The sequence below is a fragment of the Streptomyces mauvecolor genome (assembly GCF_039532965.1).
Classification (GTDB): Bacteria; Actinomycetota; Actinomycetes; order Streptomycetales; family Streptomycetaceae; genus Streptomyces; species Streptomyces violascens.
This window is the reverse complement of record NZ_BAAASQ010000009.1, coordinates 375,678-392,175: the sequence shown is the minus strand read 5'-3', so window position 1 is coordinate 392,175 and position 16,498 is coordinate 375,678. Positions and strand designations below refer to the sequence as shown.

At 73.2% G+C, this 16,498-nt stretch carries 21 protein-coding genes and 1 pseudogene; 6 read left to right on the top strand and 16 right to left on the bottom strand.

Translation table 11 applies throughout. The features are described 5' to 3' along the window. Positions 1 to 44 precede the first annotated feature (44 nt). From ABD346_RS14305 to ABD346_RS14295, 3 genes are all read right to left on the bottom strand, one after another. Positions 45 to 2,105 (bottom strand): alkaline phosphatase family protein, encoded by a 2,061-nt coding sequence (locus ABD346_RS14305; RefSeq protein WP_381230144.1) that lies wholly within the window; start codon positions 2,103 to 2,105, stop codon positions 45 to 47. A 156-nt stretch (positions 2,106 to 2,261) separates the two neighbouring features. Then, the gene (locus tag ABD346_RS14300; RefSeq protein WP_344374986.1) at positions 2,262 to 2,666 is read right to left on the bottom strand and encodes a hypothetical protein; all 405 of its coding nucleotides are present in this window, start codon (positions 2,664 to 2,666) and stop codon (positions 2,262 to 2,264) included. A 44-nt stretch (positions 2,667 to 2,710) separates the two neighbouring features. Next, positions 2,711 to 2,815: an NADH pyrophosphatase zinc ribbon domain-containing protein gene (locus ABD346_RS14295; protein WP_308433936.1), complete on the bottom strand. Its 105-nt coding sequence runs from the start codon at positions 2,813 to 2,815 to the stop codon at positions 2,711 to 2,713. A gap of 106 nt (positions 2,816 to 2,921) precedes the next feature. On the opposite strand from ABD346_RS14295, the gene ABD346_RS14290 reads away from it, so the two are divergent. Continuing rightward, positions 2,922 to 3,692, top strand: a complete 771-nt coding sequence (locus ABD346_RS14290) for an MBL fold metallo-hydrolase (protein ID WP_344374983.1) — start codon at positions 2,922 to 2,924, stop codon at positions 3,690 to 3,692. A gap of 29 nt (positions 3,693 to 3,721) precedes the next feature. Beyond that, positions 3,722 to 4,357, top strand: coding sequence for a DedA family protein (locus ABD346_RS14285; protein WP_344375147.1), 636 nt, complete (start codon positions 3,722 to 3,724; stop codon positions 4,355 to 4,357). Between the two features lie 60 nt (positions 4,358 to 4,417). Here ABD346_RS14285 and ABD346_RS14280 read toward each other — a convergent pair whose 3' ends face one another. Beyond that, complete coding sequence (locus tag ABD346_RS14280) at positions 4,418 to 5,635, bottom strand: aminotransferase class I/II-fold pyridoxal phosphate-dependent enzyme (RefSeq protein ID WP_344374982.1); 1,218 nt, start codon at positions 5,633 to 5,635, stop codon at positions 4,418 to 4,420. Between the two features lie 109 nt (positions 5,636 to 5,744). Then, positions 5,745 to 6,452, bottom strand: a complete 708-nt coding sequence (locus ABD346_RS14275) for an ANTAR domain-containing response regulator (RefSeq protein WP_344374981.1) — start codon at positions 6,450 to 6,452, stop codon at positions 5,745 to 5,747. Between the two features lie 91 nt (positions 6,453 to 6,543). Between ABD346_RS14275 and ABD346_RS14270 the strand changes: the two genes are divergently transcribed. Further along, positions 6,544 to 7,950 carry a PAS domain-containing protein gene (locus tag ABD346_RS14270; RefSeq protein ID WP_344374980.1) on the top strand — a complete coding sequence of 469 codons (1,407 nt, stop codon included), beginning with the start codon at positions 6,544 to 6,546 and terminating at the stop codon, positions 7,948 to 7,950. Here the strand turns inward: ABD346_RS14270 and ABD346_RS14265 are convergent. Beyond that, a pseudogene (locus ABD346_RS14265) lies at positions 7,907 to 8,695 on the bottom strand (RNA polymerase sigma factor SigF); the annotation flags it as partial. The gene ABD346_RS14270 and the pseudogene ABD346_RS14265 overlap by 44 nt on opposite strands. Positions 8,696 to 9,006: 311 nt before the next feature. Here ABD346_RS14265 and ABD346_RS14260 point away from each other — a divergent pair. The 3 genes from ABD346_RS14260 (at position 9,007) to ABD346_RS14250 (ending at position 11,309) form a co-directional block, all read left to right on the top strand. Then, a complete protein-coding gene (locus tag ABD346_RS14260) occupies positions 9,007 to 9,375 on the top strand; it encodes a CBS domain-containing protein (protein WP_344374978.1) in 369 nt (122 codons plus the stop codon). Between the two features lie 191 nt (positions 9,376 to 9,566). Then, positions 9,567 to 11,036, top strand: coding sequence for a bifunctional phosphatase PAP2/diacylglycerol kinase family protein (locus ABD346_RS14255; protein WP_344374977.1), 1,470 nt, complete (start codon positions 9,567 to 9,569; stop codon positions 11,034 to 11,036). A 105-nt stretch (positions 11,037 to 11,141) separates the two neighbouring features. Continuing rightward, positions 11,142 to 11,309 carry a hypothetical protein gene (locus ABD346_RS14250; RefSeq protein ID WP_053728731.1) on the top strand — a complete coding sequence of 56 codons (168 nt, stop codon included), beginning with the start codon at positions 11,142 to 11,144 and terminating at the stop codon, positions 11,307 to 11,309. 8 nt (positions 11,310 to 11,317) lie between these two features. On the opposite strand, the gene ABD346_RS14245 is transcribed toward ABD346_RS14250, so the two are convergent. The 10 genes from ABD346_RS14245 to ABD346_RS14200 all read right to left on the bottom strand — a co-directional run bounded on the left by ABD346_RS14245 (position 11,318) and on the right by ABD346_RS14200 (position 16,352). Continuing rightward, complete coding sequence (locus ABD346_RS14245; protein ID WP_344375146.1) at positions 11,318 to 11,656, bottom strand: gas vesicle protein K; 339 nt, start codon at positions 11,654 to 11,656, stop codon at positions 11,318 to 11,320. 14 nt (positions 11,657 to 11,670) lie between these two features. Beyond that, a complete protein-coding gene (locus ABD346_RS14240; RefSeq protein ID WP_344374975.1) occupies positions 11,671 to 11,895 on the bottom strand; it encodes a gas vesicle protein in 225 nt (74 codons plus the stop codon). Then, entirely contained in the window at positions 11,892 to 12,722 is an 831-nt protein-coding gene (locus ABD346_RS14235; RefSeq protein WP_344374973.1) for a GvpL/GvpF family gas vesicle protein, read from the bottom strand. Before ABD346_RS14235 ends, ABD346_RS14240 begins: the two co-directional genes overlap by 4 nt. Then, entirely contained in the window at positions 12,715 to 13,107 is a 393-nt protein-coding gene (locus tag ABD346_RS14230) for a gas vesicle protein (RefSeq protein ID WP_344374972.1), read from the bottom strand. Before ABD346_RS14230 ends, ABD346_RS14235 begins: the two co-directional genes overlap by 8 nt. Continuing rightward, positions 13,107 to 13,361 carry a gas vesicle protein GvpG gene (locus ABD346_RS14225; protein WP_344374971.1) on the bottom strand — a complete coding sequence of 85 codons (255 nt, stop codon included), beginning with the start codon at positions 13,359 to 13,361 and terminating at the stop codon, positions 13,107 to 13,109. The genes ABD346_RS14230 and ABD346_RS14225 overlap by 1 nt, the downstream gene beginning before the upstream one ends. A gap of 4 nt (positions 13,362 to 13,365) precedes the next feature. Then, positions 13,366 to 14,082 carry a GvpL/GvpF family gas vesicle protein gene (locus tag ABD346_RS14220; protein WP_344374969.1) on the bottom strand — a complete coding sequence of 239 codons (717 nt, stop codon included), beginning with the start codon at positions 14,080 to 14,082 and terminating at the stop codon, positions 13,366 to 13,368. After that, positions 14,079 to 14,498: a gas vesicle structural protein GvpA gene (locus ABD346_RS14215; protein WP_189963243.1), complete on the bottom strand. Its 420-nt coding sequence runs from the start codon at positions 14,496 to 14,498 to the stop codon at positions 14,079 to 14,081. Before ABD346_RS14215 ends, ABD346_RS14220 begins: the two co-directional genes overlap by 4 nt. 112 nt (positions 14,499 to 14,610) lie before the next feature. Further along, entirely contained in the window at positions 14,611 to 14,889 is a 279-nt protein-coding gene (locus ABD346_RS14210; RefSeq protein ID WP_344374968.1) for a gas vesicle protein GvpO, read from the bottom strand. A gap of 190 nt (positions 14,890 to 15,079) precedes the next feature. Next, positions 15,080 to 15,832, bottom strand: a complete 753-nt coding sequence (locus ABD346_RS14205) for an MBL fold metallo-hydrolase (RefSeq protein WP_344374966.1) — start codon at positions 15,830 to 15,832, stop codon at positions 15,080 to 15,082. Positions 15,833 to 15,935: 103 nt separating this feature from the next. After that, positions 15,936 to 16,352, bottom strand: a complete 417-nt coding sequence (locus tag ABD346_RS14200; protein WP_344374965.1) for a phage holin family protein — start codon at positions 16,350 to 16,352, stop codon at positions 15,936 to 15,938. Positions 16,353 to 16,498 lie beyond the last annotated feature (146 nt).

Sequence of the window (16,498 nt, the reverse complement as noted above, 5' to 3'; positions counted from 1 at the left end):
GGACAAACCTGACCATGGTCGGGTACGTGGGGCACCGCACAAAATCAGCTGGTTTTGTCCTGTCGGGCGAGGCCGCCAACCGGAAATGATCCTTCCGGTCGGTCTGTCGACGGCGATTTCTCCACCCCGGCCAGAGCCTCGGCACCCACCGGGACCTGCGGACCCTGGCCCTCGCGCAGCCAGCGGCGCAGGACGTGGTGCACCTGTTCCGCGCCGACGAGTTCCCCGCCGCGTGGCACCGGTTCGGTGAGGTCGAGCGGGGAGAGCAGGAACGGGTGGGACTGCTCGCCGCCGAGTCCGCCGTGCGAGCCGATCTGCTCCTCGAAGGCGTGCACCTGGCCGGTGGCCGGGTCGTACATCGAGTTGACCATGATGTCGGCGGTGTGCGGGAAGGTGTCCGTGCGGCGCACCGCGTCGGCCGCACCGCGCCCGAACCCCTTCAACGGGCCCTCCCCGTCGACGAGTTGGGCCAACGGCACCTCGGTGCCTCCACCGCCGAGCACCACCGCTCCGTGCTCCTGGCTGCGTACGAGGAGGAAGCCGATGCCGGGGTGGCTCGCCAGGGTCGGCAGGAGCGCCGGGTGACGGCGGTCGATCTGCTCGCGGGTCATGCGGCCCTGGGTGTCGGGGAAGGAGATCAGGCCGAGGTTGCCGGAGGCGAGCACGACCGGATCGGAGCCGGGCCCCGGCCGGTGCGTCCCCTCTTCCAGCGTCTCCTCGACGGGGCGGTGCAGCGCGACCCGCACCGCGTATCTCGCCTCCGCGCCGCTGCGGGTGCGGCGGGCCCGGCGCGGCACGGGCAGCCCGCAGCCGGCCCGTACGAGATCCTTCAGGGTCAGTCCGTACGCGCCCTCGAAGGTCTCGCCGGGGCTCTGGCCGTGGTCGGACAGGAGCACGATCCGGTAGCCGCGCGGGGCGTGCTGGGCGGCGCCCGCGATCAGGGCGAGGGAACGGTCCAGGCGCCCGAGGACCTGATCGGTGTCCCTGCCCCGCGGTCCCGAGTGGTGGGCGACCTCGTCGTAGGCGACGAGGTCGGCGTAGACGGCGGTGCGCCCGGCGAGCATGTCGCCCATGACGGCGGCGACGACCACGTCCCGCTCCACGACCGTCGCGAAGGCGCGGATGAAGGGGTAGAGGCCGCCGCGTTTGATGCGCGGGGTCTCCTTGCGGATCCTGGCCCGGGTCGACTGGGCGATCTCGCGGCCGGCCTCGGCGACGAACGAGAGCGCGGTGCGGACCGCGTTGGCGGGGTCGGAGAAGTAGGCGAAGTATCCGGCGCGGGAGCGATTGCGGCGGCCGCGCCGGGCGGCCACGGTCAGGACCAGGGCGACCTGGTCGGCGCCGCCCGAGAACAGGTTGCCGCGGCTGGCTCCGTCGAGAGTGAGAAGCCCTCCGTCGCCGGTGCGCTCGACGGCCCGGCGCTGCAGTTCGACGGCGGAGGCGGGCCGGTTGGAGACCATGACCTCGCCGCTCTCCTTCTCGTACCAGCGGAAGGCCGGCACGTCGAAGGTCGAGCCGTGCAGGATGCCGAGCTGGCTGGCGCCGGTCTGGCTCGACCAGTCGGTACGCCACGGGGTGAGCCGGTGCGTGCCCTTCAGCCAGGTGGCGACGGTGGGCATGAGGCCCGCGTCGACGGCGTCGCGCAGCACACGTTCGCCGACGCCGTCGAGCTGGAGGAAGACGATGCCCGGCGGCCGCGGCACCGGGCCTTCGCCGCGTCTGCGCCGGCGGCGGTCGGCGAGCCGGGAGAGGCGGCGCCGGTAGGCGTCGTCGTCGCGTACGGCCAGCGCGGTCGAGGTCGCCGAGGCCACCGCCGACATCACGGCGGCGACGATCACCGCGGTCTCGGGCTCGGCCGCGCCCCGGCCGGTCGGGATCAGGCGGAGCGCGATCAGCAGGAGCGAGCCGTTCAGGAAGAACACCAGCAGGCCGAGGACGAGCGCGGGCACCAGCAGGAACGCCCGCACCACCAGGGGCCACACCAGCGCGCCGAGCAGGCCGAACGCGCCCGCTCCCCAGGCCGCGGTGAGCGCGACCCGGGTGATGCTGTCGCCGTTGTCGGAGGTGAGCTTGAAGTCGGGCAGGATGCCCGCGAGCAGCATCATGGTGAGCGTCGAGACGACCCACACGACGATCACCCGCAGCAGGGCGCTGCCCGTCGTCCGCCATCGCCCCACGCCGCCCGCCTTTCGCCTTGCCGTTCCCTCTCCACCCTGCCATAAGGGTGCAAAGGGCCCGTGGCGTCGTGCGGGCAGCGGCCCTCAGCAGCCGTCGTATCCGGCGGTGGGCATCGAGAGGCGGCGGTGGATGCGAGCCTTCTTCGTGGCGTCGTAGGCGGGCTCGTCGAGCCCGGCCGTCTCCAGCCGCACACCGCGCCGCGCGCACTCGGCGGAGAAGTCCGGCACGGACGTCAACGCCCTTGCCAGAACACGCTCGTTGGGCGCGACGAACACGTCGACGAGGCCCGCGTCCACATCCGCCCAGAGGCCGACGTGGTCCGGACGCAGACCGTAGAAAAGCAACTGCCTGGTGACTACGTAGCCGCGCCCCGCGGCCCACTTCGCGCACATCTCGTGCTGGCTGCGGGTGTCCACCAGGAAGGGATCGAGATCGAGTTCTTCGAGCGGGGTCAGGCTGGCGATCGCGGCCACACGTACGTCGTCCATACCGTCCCCCTGCATGAGCTGTCGGGGCCGACCCTACTCCCCGTTCACGGCGGTGAGGAGTAGCCGCAGGAGTGGCAGATCTTCCAGCCGTCCTGGCTCACCGCAAGGACTCCTCCGCAGCGCGGACACTGCTCGGCGTGCATGGTCACGGCGCGCCTCCCCTCTGGTGCGGGATGCCTACCCCGCGACCCGTGGTTTGCGCGCGTGGAGATTTAGGCTCGTCATCAACCATCGTCGAGCCGGGGAGAGGATGTCGTGCCGGTGGAGGTCACCTGGTGGGGTCATGCCACCTGCACGATCGAGGAGTCCGGAGTGCGGCTGCTGACCGATCCGCTCTTCGCGCGCCGACTCGCGCATCTGCGGCGGCGCCGGGGCGCGCTGCCGCCGCCCGAGGCGGCGGTGGCGGACGCGGTGCTCGTCTCGCATCTGCACGCGGACCATCTGCACGTGCCCTCGCTCGCGCGGCTCGCGCCCGGCACCCGGCTGATCGCGCCGGCCGGGGCCTCGCGAGCCGTGCCGGGGCTCGGCAGGCTCGGCCTGCGCATCACCGAGGTGCGGGCCGGCGACACCGTCGAGGTCGGGGCCCTGCGGGTACGGGCCGTGCCCGCCCGGCACGACGGGCGCAGGCTGCCGATGGGACCGCACCGCTCCCCCGCGCTCGGCTACGTCGTCGAGGGCGGGGCCCGCACCTACTTCGCCGGGGACACCGGCCTGTTCGAGGACATGGCGGACGCCGTGGGGCCGGTGGATGTCGCGCTGCTCCCGGTCGGCGGCTGGGGTCCGCGCCTGGGGCTCGGCCATCTCGACGCGGGGCGCGCGGCCCAGGCGCTGGCCGTTCTGGGAGCGCTCTCGGCGGTGCCGGTGCACTACGGGACGTACTGGCCGATCGGCATGGACGGCGTGCGGCCGCACGAGTTCCACGCCCCGGGCGAGGAGTTCGTACGGCATGCGGCCCGGCTCGCCCCGAAGGCGGCCGTGCACCGGCTCGGGCACGGCGAGAGCGTACGACTGGAGGCCGGGCAGTGATCGCGGGCCGGGCGGCTGTCGCGGGCCGGATGCTGGAGATGGCCTCGGCGGTGACGCCGGAGACGACCCAGCAGGCCGTCGGCTACCCGACCCTGTTCGTGCTCGTGATCCTGGGGGCGCTGGTGCCGGTGGTGCCCACGGGGGCGCTGGTGTCGACGGCCGCGGTGGTGGCCTTCCACCAGACCGCCTGGTTCTCGCTGCTGCTCGTGTTCGGGGTGGGCGCGCTGGCCGCGTTCCTGGGCGATGTCGCGCTGTACTGGCTCGGGCAGCGCGGGGTGCGCTCCAAGAACGGCTCGCGGTGGCTCGCGGCGCTGCGCGGCCGGGCGGCGCCGGACCACCTGGAGCAGGCCCGGCGCAAGCTCAACGACCACGGGGTGGTCGTGCTCGTCCTGTCCCGCCTGGTGCCGGCCGGGCGGATCCCGGTGATGCTGGCCTGCCTGCTCGGCCGGATGCCGCTGCGGACGTTCGTACGCGGCGACATCCCGGCGTGCCTCGCCTGGGCGGGTGCGTACGGCCTGATCGGCATCCTCGGCGGCTCCCTCTTCGACGAGCCGTGGAAGGGCGTGGTGGTGGCCGTCGCCCTGACCCTGCTGATCAGCGGCGCGCCCGCGGGGTGGCGGCGGGTGCGGCGGGGACGGATGGCTGAGGGCGGCTCGGGCGGCTGAGGGGTGCCAAAGGGCGCTCTCACACCTTCGCCGGCATGTCGGTGCGGACGTCCCGGAGGGTCAGCGCAGTTCGGCGAGCACCGATGCGAAGCGGCTCAACTCCTCGTGTACGTGCGGGAGTTGGAGGGGGTCGGCCGCGTCGAGGGCGTCCAGGCGCTGCTCGTCCGTCGAGCCGAGCAGCGGTCCGGTGGCGAGGCGGACGCGCAGGGCGCCGAGTTCGTCGCCGAAGCGGTGGCCGCCGGGGGCGGGGGCGGCGAGGCGGGCGGTGAGGTAGTCCTCCAGTTCCATGGAGTCGGTGACGCCCTGGGCCGCGAGGCGGGTGCGGAACGGGCCGAGGTCGGCGTAGAGATGGCGGCCGGCCTGCGGGAGCCGGGCCATGGCGCCGGCGTCGAGCACGGCGTGGTGGGCGGCGGCCGCGACACGGGCGTGCAGGGCGGCGGCCCGGCGGGTGCGCTCGACGACGGGGGCCGGTTCGGTGAGGGCGAGGGCGGCGGCCGCGGCGATGGGCGCGGCCACGGCCGCGCCGAGCGCGGCGAGGATGTCCAGGCAGCGGGCCCGGCGCGGGACGTCGGCCGCGGTGTCGGGGAAGCGGGCGACGGCGGCGGGCCAGCCGGGCGGGGTGAAGGCACCGCCGAGATCGGCCAGGACGGTCACCTCGCCGGGGCACATCTCGGCGGGGCTGATCGGCACTGTCTCGTGCGGGCGGTGCACGGTGTCCCGCCAGGTCTCGTCGCTGACGATGTGCAGCCCCTCGCCGACGGCCGCCTCGCAGGCCTCCCGTACGGTCTCGGGCGGCGCCACGGTCGCGGTGGGATCGTCGGCGACGCAGAGCAGCAGCAGCCGGGGCCGGCCGCCCTCGGCCCGCACCCGGCGAACGGTTTCGAGCAGGGCGTAGGGATCGGGCACGCCACCGCACTCGGCCGGGGTGGGCACGTGGTAGGCGGGCCGCCCGAGCAGCCGCGCCTGCGGGGTCCACCACGCCGGGCAAGGCCGGGGCATGAGCACGTCACCCCCGTACGCACCGAGCAGCGCGATCAGGAGCGCCTGGGCGCCGGGCGCGGCGACGACCCGCTCCGGCGCGGTGGGCAGCCCGCGCCGCAGCCAGTACCCGCAGGCCGCCTCGCGCAGTGCGGCCCCGCCGCCGGGCGGCTCGGCTTCGGTGCGCCCCGCGCCGCCCGCGAGCACCGCGGCGAGCTCGGGAAGCACGGGCAGCCCGGACCCGGGCGCGGGCGGCCCGTACCGCACGGGCCCGCGCCCTTCACCGACCGTCCCCTGCATCCCGTTCCTCCTCGGGCCCTGTCCGGCACGGGCCATGCCTTTCATGCCTTTATACGGAGGTTTGGGCCGGGGCGCCGCTTGTGCGGGCGGCCGGGAGGGGCTGTGCGGGTCAGCCGTCGCCCGCCAGGGCCGAGAGTTCGGATTCCAGGCCTCGGCCCTTCGCGCGGACGACCGCCTCGGCGACGTCGGCGAGTTTGCGGTTGGTGCGCTGCGAGATGGTGCGCAGGATGCCGAAGGCGGTGTTCGCCTCGCAGGCCAGGACGTGCATCACGATGCCGCTCGCCTGGTCGATGACCGGGCGGGAGCGCAGGGCCGTCTCCAGTTGTTCGACCTCGGCGAGCGCCGCGCGGTAGCGGCGGTCGCGGAGCAGGCCGGTGGTGGTCTCCTTGGCCAGGATGCCCACCGGGCCGCACACGAGGTGTTCCAGGGAGCCGGGGCGGTAGCCGTAGAGGCTGACCGTGACCTCGATTCCGGACCTGCGGAAGGGGAGGGTGACGCAGGAGCGTACGCCCGATTCGAGGGCGAGGGCGCGATAGCCGGGCCAGCGGTCCTCCGTCAACAGGTCCTCGGTGTCCACGGGTTCCCCCGCGTCCAGCGCGCTCGGGATCGGCCCGTCGCCGCAGGCGAGCTGGACGGAGGCGAGCGACGCGAGGTCGGGGTGGGTGGCGGTGACACGGCGTTCGGGCCCGCTGTCCGTTATCGTCGCGACCGCCCCGCAGCAGGCCGGTGCACAGCGCACGGACTGTTCGGCGAGCAGGGAGAGCCGCCGGGCGGTGCTGGTCGTCTCGGGTTCCTGGTGTTCCGGCTCGGGCAGCATCGGAAAGACCTCCTCGTCCTGCGGCTTCCCGGTCCGGGACCCCCGAAACGGCAGGGCTCCCGGCACCGGTCCGACGGGTTAGCTTTCTCCCATGACGCAGACCGAGGACGACTTCGGCGAGGAACTGGCGGATTTCGTCAGACGGGTGGGCGAGCTGCGCACCGCGCGCGCCCGCCCGGTCGGTGAGCAGTTGACGGTTCTGGACGCGGCGCTGTTCGAACTCCAGCACGTGGCCGAGCAGTTGTGGCCGCGCTACGAGCAGATCCTGGCCGCCGCCGGGGCGCCCTCGCCCGTAGAGCGGCAGGAACGGCAGCTCCTCAAGGCCCTGTTCCAGCGGCTTCCGCTGCCGGTCGCTCTGGTCGACCGCGAGACCGTCGTACGCCGGCTGAACTTCGCGGCGACCGGCCTCACCGGGGTGCGCGCCGGGTACGCCACCGGGCGGCCGCTCGCCGCGCTGCTCACGCCGGGCGACCGGGCGGCGTTCCGCTCGCAGGCCGCCGCGGTGGCCCGGGGCGAGGGCGACCGCGGGCTCACCGTCCGTCTCCAACAGCGCCCGGAGGAGCCCCTGCTGGCGACCCTGACGGCACTGCGCCCGCCGGACGAGCCGCAGCCCGCGGTGCTGGTGGTGTTCCAGGCGGGCAGCGCCCGGGGCTCGGCCGCCGCTCCCCCGCCGCCGGAGGTCCCCGACCTCACCGAGACGACCCGGCACGCCGAGCTCATGGACCTGGTCGACCTCATGGCGTCCACCCTGCTCCAACTGCCGCCCGGGGAAAGGGAGTCGGTGCTCTCCGCGGCCGCGCGCGTGCTCTGCGGGCGGTTCGCCGACTGGATCGTGGCCGACCTCGTCGACGGCGCGCTGCGGCGCACGGTGGCCCTCGGCCCGCCGGACCCGGCCGCGGCCCCGCTCCTGCACGCGGTGGCCGGCCAGGACCCGGCGAGCTGCCCGTTGGTCCTGGAGGCGGCACGGGCCGGGAACGGGGCGCTCCAGGTGCAGCCCGAGGACATCGAGGGCTTCGGCCGCGACCCCTCGGGCACCCCGGTGCTCGCCCGCGCCGAGGTGTCGTCGCTGATGTGTGTGCCGCTGGGCGCGCCGGGGCCGGTGACGGGGGTGCTCACCCTGTTCCGCACCCGAGCGGCCCGCCCCTTCTCGATGGCGGAGGGACAGGCCATGGACGTGATGTCCCGCCACATCGCGCTCGCTATGCGGCGTCCGGCTCCTGACCGCGTTCCTGACGAGCCGACAGATTCCGCTCCTTGCACGGCAGTTGATCCGTCCGCGGAGTCCTGCGCGGCCGCGTCGCCCGCTGCGGAGCCGCCGCCCTCAGCTTCGCCCTCGTCCGCTCGTCCGGCTTCGAGCGGGAGCGCTCACCCGTCAGCGGATCCGCGCCCGCCGCGGCCTCGTCCCGCGCAGCCGCGGCAGCCGGCCCCGACGGCCGACGGTGATCTTCGTGCGGATCCCGCAGGGCCTGGTCCCGCAGACGGCTGCAGCAGCGCGTGATCAGCCGCGACACGTGCATCTGCGAGATGCCGAGGTCCTCGGCGATCCGGCTCTGGGTCATGTCCCGGAAGAACCGCATGTAGAGGATCTTCCGTTCGCGCTCGGGCAAGCAGCTCAGGCCGGGCTTGACCGCCTCGCGGTCGATCACGGTGTCGAGGGCCGGGTCGGCGCTGCCCAGGGAGTCGCTCAGGGTGTATCCGTCCTCGCCGCCCGGGAGTTCGGCGTCGAGGGAGAGCGCGCTGAAGCTGTCGATGGCCTCAAGGCCGGCCTTGACCTCTTCCTCGGTCATCCCGGTGTGCGCGGCGAGCTCCGCCACGGTCGGCCGGGGGGACCCGGCGCTCGCCGCGAGTTCCTGGCTCGCGACCCGCACCCGGCTCCTCAAGTCCTGGACGCGGCGCGGCACATGGAGCGTCCACATGTGGTCGCGGAAGTGGCGCTTGATCTCGCCCGTGATTGTCGGCACGGCGTAGCTCTCGAACGCGGCGCCGCGGGAGGGGTCGTACCGGTCGACGGCCTTGACCAGGCCGAGGGCCGCGACCTGACGGAGGTCCTCAAGGGCCTCGCCCCGGTTGCGGAAACGTCCCGCTAGCCGCTCGGACATGGGCAGCCAGGCGCGGACGAGGTCCTGGCGCAGGGCGTCCCGTTCGGGCCCCTCGGGCAGTGCTGCGAGCCGCTCGAAGGCGGCGGCGGTCCTGGGTGCGTCGTCGTGCGGGTGCTTGTGCTTCGCCGTGGTGTTGGTACGCATATGCGATCCAGCTCCCTGAAACGGTGCGGCGGATGGTTGTCACCGAGGGAGCCCGGCCGGGCAGCGTGGCACGCCCGGAGCGGACAGCCGCTCCCACGGACGTGCCTCCGGTCCGAAGCACGAGGTTCGCCTGCCCGGACCCTGCGGGGCCAAACGTGCGCGTTCGCCGAACGGCGCGGAAAGGGTGTTTCCCGGGGCGGGACCCCGGTACCCGGTCCAGGATGCGGAGACCGGGGGAAGACGAGGAAGGCCGACCGAACCTGCGGATCCCCACAGACCCCTACGGATCAAGAGAATCGGGGCGCGCAGCCATGGCACGTTTCGTGCGGGAAGTGATGACGGCGGGCGTCACCGCCGTGCCGCCCGATGCCTCACTGGTGGAGGCGGCTCAGCTCATGCGGGCCCAGGACATCGGGAACGTGCTGGTCACCCGGGCCGGCCGGGTCATCGGGGTGCTCACCGACCGGGACATCACCTTGCGGGCGGTCGCCGAAGGGGTCGATCCGCTGACCGTCAGCGCCCAGGCGGTGTGCACGCGCCCGCCGGTGTGTGTGGGCCCGGACGACGAGGTGGCGACGGCGGTGACCCTGATGCGCCGCCACGCGGTGCGGCGGCTGCCGGTGGTGGCGGAGGGGCGGCCGCTCGGCATGGTGACCCTGGGGGATGTGACGGGTCACTAGGACACCCGGGACACCGTCATGCCCTTGGGGCGCGGGGAACTGCGCGACCGGCCGCATGCGGCCCGCACCCGACAACCGCGCTTCCCGAGGCGGCACGCGGGGCGCCTCGAAGGAGCGTGAAATCGCCCTGCCGGGCAACCGATCCCAGGTGGGGCCCGGTTGGGCTGGGGGCGGCCGGGTACTCGCGGACCATGACGCACTCCACCTGGCACAAGCGACTCGGCGCCCACGACCGGGCGCTGTTCCACTTCGCCGCCACCCGGCACTGGCCGGCCGCAGAGACCGTGCTGCCGCGGCTGAGCCGGGCCGCCAACCACGGCGCGCTCTGGTTCGCGGCGGCCACCGCGATGGGCGCGACCCGTTCACCCCGGGCCCGCCGGGCGGCGCTGCGCGGCGTCGCCTCGCTGGCGCTGGCCTCGCTGACGGTGAACACCGTGGCCAAGCGCTCCGTACGCCGGGCCCGCCCGCTGCTCGACGCGGTGCCGTTGGTGCGCCAGTTGAAGCGCCGCCCGATCACCACGTCGTTCCCCTCCGGCCACGCCGCGTCCGCCGCTGCCTTCGTGACCGGCGTCGCCCTGGAGTCCCGGGCGTGGGGCGCGGCCCTCGCCCCGGTGGGCTTCTCGGTGGCGGCGTCCCGCGTGTACACCGGGGTGCACTACCCGGGCGACGTGGTGGCGGGCGCGGCCCTCGGGGTGGGCGCCGCCCTCGCCGTACGCGGGCTCGTGCCGACCCGCACCCAGCTTCCGCCGCCCGGCCGCCCGCACGCCGACGCGCCCGCGCTGCCCGCCGGGCAGGACCTGGTGGTGGTCGCCAACCGGGCGTCCGGCACCGCGCTCGCGAAGGCCGCGCTGGTGCGCGCGGCTCTCCCGCTCGCCGAGGTCGTCGAGTGCGACCCCGACGACCTGCCTGCCACCCTGGAGAAGGCGGCCGGCCGCGGCCGGGTGCTCGGGGTGTGCGGCGGCGACGGCACCGTCAACCTGGCAGCGTCCGTCGCCGCCCGCCTCGAAGTGCCGCTGGCCGTGTTCCCCGGCGGCACCCTCAACCACTTCGCCCTCGACCTCGGCATCGAGGAGGTCCAGGACACCTGCCGGGCGCTGGCCTCGGGCGACGCGGTACGGGTGGACCTCGGCCGGTTCCGGCCCGGCCCGGACGGTGCGGACGCCGGGTACTTCCTCAACACGTTCAGCCTGGGCGTCTATCCGGAGCTCGTACGGGTGCGGGAACGCTGGTCACCGCGCATCGGCAGCTGGGCCGCGGGCATCCTCGGCTCTTACGAAGTGCTGCGCGGGGAAAGGCCGTTGAGGGCCGATCCCGGGGGAAGCCGCCCCGCGCTGTGGCTGCTGTTCGCGGGCAACTGCGTCTACCAGCGCCTGGGCCCGGCCCCCGCGCGCCGCTTCGACCTCGCGGACGGCCTGCTGGACGTACGCGCGGTACGCGGCGGCCGGCTGCCCGGTCTCCGCCTTCTCGCCGCCGCCCTGGCGGGCCCGCTGCACCGCTCCCCCGTCCACACCTCGCGCAGGATGGCCCGCCTCAGGATCCCGGGCCTTGCACCCGGCACGTCGCTGGCCTACGACGGTGAAGTGGCCGCAGCTCCACGGGAGTTGACTCTGGACAAGCTTCCGGAGGCATTGACGGTGTACCGGCCGCAGGTCCGCCCTTGAACTCACCTGCGGCCCGAACGACGAAAAGGCGGTACAGAGCGTCAGGCTCAACTCCCGGCTTAGGAACGGAATTCCGGGGAACTCGGTAGCAAGGAGGTACACATCATGGTCCCGATTCTTCTCGTCCTGCTTCTCGCACTTCTTCTGTTCGGTCTCGGATTCGCGGTCAAGATTCTCTGGTGGATCGCGATCATCGTGCTCGTCGTGTGGCTGCTCGGATTCCTGATGCGTTCGACGACGACGTCCGGCCGGTCGCGCTGGTACAGGTGGTAGCGAAAGGTTCAGGAACTCTCCCTCGGAAGCAGGGGGCCGAGCGGGCCGAGGTCGATGTTGAGATCTTCCGGGCGCAGCCCGAATGTCGACCTCAGCTCGCTCATCCTGTTTTCCAGGAGCATGAGCGTGAGCCCGATCCGCTCCTCCTGGTCCTCGGTGAGTTCGCCGGTCTCGACGCGGCGCAGGGCCTGACGCTCCATCAACTGACGCAAAAGTTCCACGACGGTCAGGACCAGCCGCGCGAGATCCCGCTCGACGGCGTCGGGGTCGAGTTCCACCCGACGCCGGGGTCCGCCGCTCTCGCTCCTGTGCCCGTAGGGGTGCTTGCCGTTCACCACGTCGGTCATATCCGCCCTGTCCGTCATACCGGCTCCTCGGACTCCTCGTACTCGAACTCGTCGAACGGGGACGGCACTCCGGCCCCGACCGAACTCACCAGCGCGTTCAGGTCGATGCGTACGAGGTCCACGTCCGCGATCCGCAGCGTGAGGTCGCCCGTGATGACCACGCCGCCGGCGAGCAGCCGGTCGAGCAGGTCCACCAGGGCGACCTCGCGCTGCGCGAGCGCTGCGCCGTCGCCGCTCACCGCTCCTCCCGGCCTTCTTGGCCTTCTTGGCCATGCCCGTCGTCCGGCCCGCCCGCGAACGAGTAGGGGGCCCAGGGCCCGGTCAGCTCCACCCGCACGCCCTCGCTGTGCGGAACGAAGTCCCGTACAGCCGCGACGAAGTCCTCGCTCCGGTCGAGGGGCACCAGGTAGGCGGCGTTGAGCACGTTCTCGCCGGGCCGGCCGGACAGGCGCGCGTCCTGCGGCCGGTGCAGCCGCCCGGCCTCGGCCCGCTCGCAGAGTTCCGCGTGCATGGCGCGGGAGAGCGCTTCGGCCCGCCGCCGGATCTCGTCACGGGACTGGCGCTCGCCCAGGCGTCGACGCAGGTAGTCCCGCCCGGTGGCCGCCCTCGGTTCCTGTGCGTCCAACTCCCTCGCAGGAGACGGTTGTTCGGCCTGGGCGTACACCTTGATGCCCCACTCGATGCGCCCGGAGAGCCGTTCGACGGCCGGTACGAAGCGGGCGCGGCCGGAGTCGAGCAGCCGCCGCACCCCGCTCTCGTCGCGGCACACGGTGGCGAGCCGGAGCGGCACGGGGCACGTGACCGCGGCGAGCGCCGCGACCACCGCCTCGTGGGTGCGGGCGGTGCGGCCGAGCCAGTCCAGGTCCTCCAGGTGGGCGCGGAGCGGGACGGCGTCGAAGTCCTTGGCGGGGACGCGGCTCACCGCGGCACACAGGCCGCGGTGCTCGATCAGGCCGGGCGGCTCCCCGTCGAGCCCGCGCACCCCTTCGGGGAGCGCGGCGGCAAAGGGCCGCGTCACGGCATATACGTACAACAGCTCGTCTTCATGTGCACGAACGTCATTCATCGGTCACCGCACCTTGTTCCTTCTCAGAGCTCGCCGCCCTTTTCTCCCGGACCGCTCCCTCCGCCGCCTCGGCGTTCCGTGCCGATTCGAGTGCGGCGATCCTCTCCTTCAACTCGTCGTTCTCCCTGGCCAGTTCGCGGCGGCGGGCGCCGGTGGAGAGTGCGGGGTCGTCCTCCCACCAGTCGATTCCCATTTCCTTCGCCTTGTCGATGGAGGCGACGATGAGCCGCAATTTGATGGTGAGGAGTTCGATGTCGAGAAGGTTGATGCGAATGTCCCCGGCTATGACTATTCCCTTGTCGAGGACGCGTTCGAGAATGTCGGCGAGGTTCGCACCGCTGCCGTCGGGCGGGTAGGCGTCGGGAAATCGGGCCGGGCTCGCCATCAGTTCCTCCGGGGATCGGCGGCGGCGCGGGTGGGGTGTTCGAGGCGGTCGAGGAGCTCGTCCTCGCGGCGGTCGAATTCCGTCTCGTCTATGTCACCGTCCGTCAACCGCTGTTCCAGCACGGCGAGTTCGCGTCGCACGGTCGCGGGGTCGTAGTACTGCCGCTCCGCCTCCGCGGCCACCTGGCCGAGCACCCAGAAGGTGCCCCGGACGGGCGCCGCGGGAAGCAGCAGCAGCTCTTTCAGGAGACCCACGCGCTCACCCCGTGAAGCTGTAGGGCGGCAGCGGGCCGTGGACCTGGAGGACCAGGTGGGGGGCGCGCTCGCGCAGGGTGTCCACGGCTGCGACGAACTCGGCGGTGTGCTCGCGCGTCACGAGGAAGGAGATGTTGGCCAGCCAGCCGGTGGACTGCGGCCCGGGGCTCCGCTCCTCGGAGGTGCCCTCAAGGGCGCGCTCCACCATGACGGCGTCGGTCGCCTCGCGCTGCTGCACGGCGGCGGCGATGCGTTCGCCGAGCCGCAGCTTCTGTTCGTACGTACCGCCGCCGGCCTTCCGGTTGGCGTCGCTCATCGCCCTCAACTCGGCGTTCTCCGCCAGGACTTGATGGAGCACGGCCTCTTCGTCGTGCGTGGCCTTCACGTTGTACTCGACCTTGCCGTCGAGCGCTTCGAGCCGCTCCAAATAGCGTTTCTCGTGTTCGGCGAGCACGGCCCTCACGGCGTCGTCGTCGGGCGAGACCCCGCCGAACCGCATGGGCAGCACGGGTCCGCCCGCGCCCGCCTCGGCGAGGACGTTCTGGTGGGCGAGCAGATCGCGCCGCTTGGGCCTGAGCTCCTGCGGCGCGTCGCTGACCAGTGCCACCAGATCGCCCTGTTCGACCGTGCGGACCGGGCGCGGCGGGTCGCCGATGCCGCCCATCCGCTCCGGCAGCCGGCCGTGGTCGCGGCGGGCGATGCCGTAGACGTACGTGGTCATTCCTGCTCCTCCTTCCGGCGCGACGCGGTGCGCCGGGCCCGGGGCCTCGGCTCCGGCTCGCTCTCCTCACGGGCCTCCTTGAAGGCGTCGGAGATGGTCTGCGCGGCGCCCGAGAGCGCTCCCTTGGACTTGCCGCGGGCGCCGGACTCGGTGATCTCGCCGACCAGGTCGGGCAGTCCGGGGCTGCGGTGCGGGCCCGCCTCCAGGTCGAGGCGGTTGCACGCCTCGGCGAACCGCAGATAGGTGTCGACGCTGGCGACCACGACGCGTATGTCGATCTTCAGGATCTCGATGCCGACGAGGGAGACACGCACGAACGCGTCGATCACGAGCCCTCGGTCGAGCACGAGCTCCAGTACGTCGTAGAGGCCGCTGGTGCCGCCGCTGCCGCCTTGCTGTGCCGGGACAACCGTCATGGTGTCCGGCCCTCCTTGTCTGTGGGCTTGTTGGCTTGTTGCCGGGTAGTCGTCCTACGGCTTCCGCTCCTTGCGCCGCTGCCACTTGGGCGTCCCTGTGCGCGGGCGGGGCTCAGGCGTTCTTGTCGGCGCGGCCGCGTTCGTACCTGTGCAGCCGCCGGTAGCCGGTGAGTCCGCCCTGCGCGTCGAGTTCGACCTCGTAGGAGGCGAGCAGGCTCATCGTGTCCGGGACCCGGGCGAGTTCGAGGACCTCGATCCTCAACTGCCAGCCGTTGTCGGCGCGTTCGAAGGACGAGACGGATTCGGCGGGCATGCCGATGAGTTCGGACAGCTGGGCGCGGGCGCCCCGCAGGACGTCCACCGCGCTGGGGTTCTCCGGTTTGTTGGCCATGTCACCTCGCGTGGTAGGCCTTCCGGGTAGCCACGGCGGGGCGGATCAAACCCGCGCGGGCCGGCCGGGCGCTCGGGGTGGCGCGCGGCGTGGCACAGCGACGCCCGGCTGGGCGGCACCGTGAGTACGGTGCCGCCCGCCGGGCGCGGGGGGTGTTACGAGTGCGGCGGTACGACAGCCTCCGGGGCGGTCAGAGCGTGAAGCGTCCGGCCGGCTTGAGCAGGTGCAGCCGCTCGGTGAGCCCGGCCGCGCCGAACGCCTCGACGAGGGTGTCGGGGCCCTGGCTGAAGTGGGCCCAGTGCTCGAAGTGCAGCGGTACGACGTGCCGGGCGCCCAGGATCGCGGCGGCCTCCGCGGCGTCCGCGCTGGACAGCGTGAGGTAGGCGTCGAGCAGCGGGGTGCGGGCGCCGCCCGCGAACAGTACGGCCACCTCGACGGGCCCGAAGCGGTCGGCGATGCTGCGCACATGGCCGAGGGAGGCGTTGTCACCGCTCACGTACACCGTGGGCAGGCCGTCCCCATGCAGCACGAAGCCGGTGACCTCGCCGACCACGGGCTCGCAGCCGTCGGGGCCGTGCAGCGCGGGCACGCCGGTGATGCTCAACCGCCCGCTGCGGTACGTCTCCCAGTTGGGCAGCACCGTGACGCGGTCGCCGAGCCTGCTGTGCGCGGCGGCGGTGGAGAGCACGACGGGGACGCGGTCGAGGTAGTCGCGGCCGGCCCGGTCGAGGTTGTCGGGGTGCTGGTCGTGCGAGAGCAGCACCAGGTCGGCGGCGCCGACCTCCTCGGCACCGAGGCCGGGCCCCGCGCTCTTGACGAGCTTGCGGTCACCCATCGGATAGTCGCCGGGGGCGTCGAAGGTGGGGTCGGTCACCAGCCGCACTCCGCCCATCTCGATGACGGCGGTGGGGCCGCCCACGTACTGGATGGCGAGGTCGCTCATGATTCCCTCCCGAGTCGATCACAGCTTGGCGGGGAGACAACGAGCGCGGGCGGCGCCTTTGTTCCCTTGCGCGGACGGCCACCGCGCCCGCCTTCCCCGGTGGTCAGCGGCTCGTGTCGTGGGGTGCGCCGAGCGGGCCTCGCGGCGGTTCGGGGGCGCCCGGCGGGACCATCGGCGGGATGACGGGGGCGCCGGGCGGCACGCCGGGCTCCAGCGTCCGGGACAGCGGATCGGCGGGTGCGCCCCGGCCGCCGCGGGCGCCCCGGCTCAGCAGCACGGCGGCCCCGAGCAGCAGCACGGCGATGATCAGCGCGGCCGCCCAGTAGGGCACCGCCATCGCGAGGGCGAGCAGCAGGAACGCGGTGAGCGCGGCACCGCCGTAGAGCGCGGCCGCCCCGGCTCCCGCGTACATGCGCGCGGCCCGGCGCTGCTTCCTCGTCTGTTCGCGCAGCTCGTCCTTGATGGCGTCCCGGACGACCTGGGAGAGCTGCTCCGTCAGGTTCGGCAGGTTCGTTTCCATGCGGGGCGAGTACCCAGAGCGCACCGCTGGATGTGCGGAGCTTCGGCGAGGGGCGATGGGGTCCGCTCCTCGACGGGGGGGTGAGTCTCGCGGAATGGTCCACATTGCAAGACGGGCATCTCATTATCTGGGTGCCCGCTCTAAAG

Bases quoted from the DNA above. Each gene is read 5' to 3' on its own strand.
- ABD346_RS14305 (WP_381230144.1), bottom strand. From the start codon at position 2,105: ATGATGCTGCTCGCGGGCATCCTGCCCGACTTCAAGCTCACCTCCGAC.
- ABD346_RS14300 (WP_344374986.1), bottom strand. From the start codon at position 2,666: ATGGACGACGTACGTGTGGCCGCGATCGCCAGCCTGACCCCGCTCGAA.
- ABD346_RS14285 (WP_344375147.1), top strand. From the start codon at position 3,722: ATGCTGGAGATGGCCTCGGCGGTGACGCCGGAGACGACCCAGCAGGCC.
- ABD346_RS14280 (WP_344374982.1), bottom strand. From the start codon at position 5,635: ATGCAGGGGACGGTCGGTGAAGGGCGCGGGCCCGTGCGGTACGGGCCG.
- ABD346_RS14275 (WP_344374981.1), bottom strand. From the start codon at position 6,452: ATGCTGCCCGAGCCGGAACACCAGGAACCCGAGACGACCAGCACCGCC.
- ABD346_RS14270 (WP_344374980.1), top strand. From the start codon at position 6,544: ATGACGCAGACCGAGGACGACTTCGGCGAGGAACTGGCGGATTTCGTC.
- ABD346_RS14260 (WP_344374978.1), top strand. From the start codon at position 9,007: ATGGCACGTTTCGTGCGGGAAGTGATGACGGCGGGCGTCACCGCCGTG.
- ABD346_RS14255 (WP_344374977.1), top strand. From the start codon at position 9,567: ATGACGCACTCCACCTGGCACAAGCGACTCGGCGCCCACGACCGGGCG.
- ABD346_RS14250 (WP_053728731.1), top strand. From the start codon at position 11,142: ATGGTCCCGATTCTTCTCGTCCTGCTTCTCGCACTTCTTCTGTTCGGT.
- ABD346_RS14245 (WP_344375146.1), bottom strand. From the start codon at position 11,656: ATGACCGACGTGGTGAACGGCAAGCACCCCTACGGGCACAGGAGCGAG.
- ABD346_RS14235 (WP_344374973.1), bottom strand. From the start codon at position 12,722: ATGAATGACGTTCGTGCACATGAAGACGAGCTGTTGTACGTATATGCC.
- ABD346_RS14230 (WP_344374972.1), bottom strand. From the start codon at position 13,107: ATGGCGAGCCCGGCCCGATTTCCCGACGCCTACCCGCCCGACGGCAGC.
- ABD346_RS14220 (WP_344374969.1), bottom strand. From the start codon at position 14,082: ATGACCACGTACGTCTACGGCATCGCCCGCCGCGACCACGGCCGGCTG.
- ABD346_RS14215 (WP_189963243.1), bottom strand. From the start codon at position 14,498: ATGACGGTTGTCCCGGCACAGCAAGGCGGCAGCGGCGGCACCAGCGGC.
- ABD346_RS14210 (WP_344374968.1), bottom strand. From the start codon at position 14,889: ATGGCCAACAAACCGGAGAACCCCAGCGCGGTGGACGTCCTGCGGGGC.
- ABD346_RS14205 (WP_344374966.1), bottom strand. From the start codon at position 15,832: ATGAGCGACCTCGCCATCCAGTACGTGGGCGGCCCCACCGCCGTCATC.
- ABD346_RS14200 (WP_344374965.1), bottom strand. From the start codon at position 16,352: ATGGAAACGAACCTGCCGAACCTGACGGAGCAGCTCTCCCAGGTCGTC.